Source organism: Streptomyces sp. NPDC055078 (assembly GCF_053607985.1).
In genome coordinates this window covers 5,811-7,791 of sequence record NZ_JBSGUP010000389.1, presented here as the reverse complement: position 1 = coordinate 7,791, position 1,981 = coordinate 5,811, and the positions used below count along the sequence as shown (strand labels likewise).

The window sequence follows — 1,981 nt, the reverse complement described above, 5'->3', positions numbered from 1 at the left end:
ACGGTGTACGGCGCGGTGTCACCGCTCGCGGCCCGGCCGCGCCGGTCGTAGGTGACGACACTGAAGCGGGACGCGAGCAGCGCGGCGAGCGGCGCGTCCGTGGCCGCCGTGCACAGGGCCCCGCCGACGAGGACCAGCGGCGGCCCGTCGCCCCGCTGCTCGTATGCGATGAGGGTGCCGTCCCCCGACTGCGCCTTGCTGAGCGTCCGGCTCATGTTGTCCATAGGAGTGCTGACCGGTGCTCATCGCGGGACTCATCGCTCGGAGCCAAGAAATTCTGGCCGAGTTTCCGTTGAAATCCGGACGTCCGCCCTTAGGGCCGATAGGCCGGGCGACCCGGCCCGTACGGTGCGGGTCGGGCGCCCGTACCGTGGCTCCATGAACATCTGCGTTTTCCTCTCCGCCGCCGACCTGGACGACCGATACACGCGCCCCGCCCGGGAGTTCGCGGAGCTTCTCGGCAAGGGCGGTCACACCCTGGTCTGGGGAGGTTCCGACAGCGGGCTGATGAAGGTCGTCGCCGATGGGGTGCAGGAGGCGGGCGGGCGGCTGGTCGGGATCTCGGTCGGCTTCCTCAGCGACGTGGCGCGTCCCGGGGCCGACGAGATGCTGGTCGCGAAGGATCTCGCCGAGCGGAAGGCGCTCCTGCTGGCCCGCTCCGACGCGATTGTGATCATGGTCGGCGGGACGGGCACGCTGGACGAGGCCACCGACATCCTGGAGCTGAAGAAGCACGGAATGCACTCCAAGCCGGTGGTCCTGCTGAACACGGCGGGTTTCTACGACGGTCTGAAGCAGCAGTTCCGGCGCATGGACGAGGAGGGCTTCCTGCCGATTCCCCTCACCGACCTGGTGTTCTTCGCGGCGGACGGGGTGTCCGCGCTCGCGTATCTGGAGGAGTCGGCCGGGATTCAGTAGTCCGCCGACAGGGGTGCGAGCATGGCGGCATGCCAACACATCTGATCACCGGCTCCGGCTCCGGCATCGGCGCGGCCGTCGCCCGCCGACTGCACGGGCGCGGCGACGACCTCCTCCTGCTGGCGCGGAACGCCGGACGCGCGAAGGAACTGGCGGTCGCCTTCCCCGGAGCCCGTACGCTCGTCGCGGACCTCGCCGACCCGGACCGTATCTCCTGGGCGTTCTCGCACCAGCCGATGCCGGACCGGCTCGACTCGCTGCTGCACATCGCGGGAATCATCGACCTCGGCCCGGTCGGTGAACTGCGCCCCAGGACCTGGCATCAGCAGCTCAACACCAATCTGATCGCACCGGCCGAACTGACCCGGCTGATGCTGCCGCAACTGCGCGCCGCACGCGGACATGTGGTCTTCGTCAATTCGGGCGCCGGGCTCATGGCGAAAGCCGAACGGAGCGTGTACGCAGCATCCAAGCACGGGCTCAAGGCCCTCGCGGACTCCCTGCGAGAGGAGGAGCACCCGGCCGGTGTACGGGTCACCTCCGTCTTCCCGGGAGGTACGGCCGGACCCATGCAGGCCAAGGTGCACTCCCAGGAGGGCAAGGAGTACGACGCCTCCCGCTGGATCGACCCGGAGTCGGTCGCGACCGCGATCGTCACCGCGATCGACCTGCCGCGCGACGCGGAAATCGACAATCTGAGCGTGCGCCCCGGGCACTGATCCCGGCACGCCAGCCCCGTCCGCCCCGACCGGGCGGCCCGACCGTCCGCCCCGACCGGCCCGGCACGTCTGGCACGCCCGCCCCGGCCTGCCCGGCACGCCCGCCCCGCCCGTGCCGCGCCGCTCCCGGCGCGCGCGTCCAGCCGTCCGGAGCGGGACGTACGCTTCCGGGGTGAGCCAGAAGAGCGAGTCCAGCCCGAGCCCCGCCCCCGACAGGAACGAGTTCCGTCCGGGCCCCGCCACCGGCATCGGATCGATGCCCGGTGACGACGCGCGCGAGGCCGCGAAGACCGTCATGGGGTCCTTCGACGACTTCCCGTATCTGCCGGAACTGCCCGCGCGCG

Annotated in this window: 3 protein-coding genes and 1 pseudogene; 3 read left to right on the top strand and 1 reads right to left on the bottom strand. The window is 71.0% G+C overall.

What is annotated here, in order from left to right:
• Positions 1-224, bottom strand: a 224-nt coding sequence (locus ACWF94_RS26980; RefSeq protein WP_453493704.1) for an alpha/beta fold hydrolase, incomplete at its 3' end; no start/stop codon positions are given.
• A 154-nt stretch (positions 225-378) separates the two neighbouring features.
• On the opposite strand from ACWF94_RS26980, the gene ACWF94_RS26975 reads away from it, so the two are divergent.
• The 3 genes and pseudogenes from ACWF94_RS26975 to ACWF94_RS26965 all read left to right on the top strand — a co-directional run.
• Positions 379-918 carry an LOG family protein gene (locus ACWF94_RS26975; protein WP_453493701.1) on the top strand — a complete coding sequence of 180 codons (540 nt, stop codon included), beginning with the start codon at positions 379-381 and terminating at the stop codon, positions 916-918.
• 29 nt (positions 919-947) lie between these two features.
• Positions 948-1,637: an SDR family oxidoreductase gene (locus tag ACWF94_RS26970; RefSeq protein WP_453493698.1), complete on the top strand. Its 690-nt coding sequence runs from the start codon at positions 948-950 to the stop codon at positions 1,635-1,637.
• 172 nt (positions 1,638-1,809) lie between these two features.
• Positions 1,810-1,981, top strand: a pseudogene (locus tag ACWF94_RS26965) (methionine synthase); the annotation flags it as partial.

What these genes read in the sequence shown, in the direction of transcription:
- ACWF94_RS26975 (WP_453493701.1), top strand. Translation starts at nt 379, where the DNA reads ATGAACATCTGCGTTTTCCTCTCCGCCGCCGACCTGGACGACCGATAC.
- ACWF94_RS26970 (WP_453493698.1), top strand. Translation starts at nt 948, where the DNA reads ATGCCAACACATCTGATCACCGGCTCCGGCTCCGGCATCGGCGCGGCC.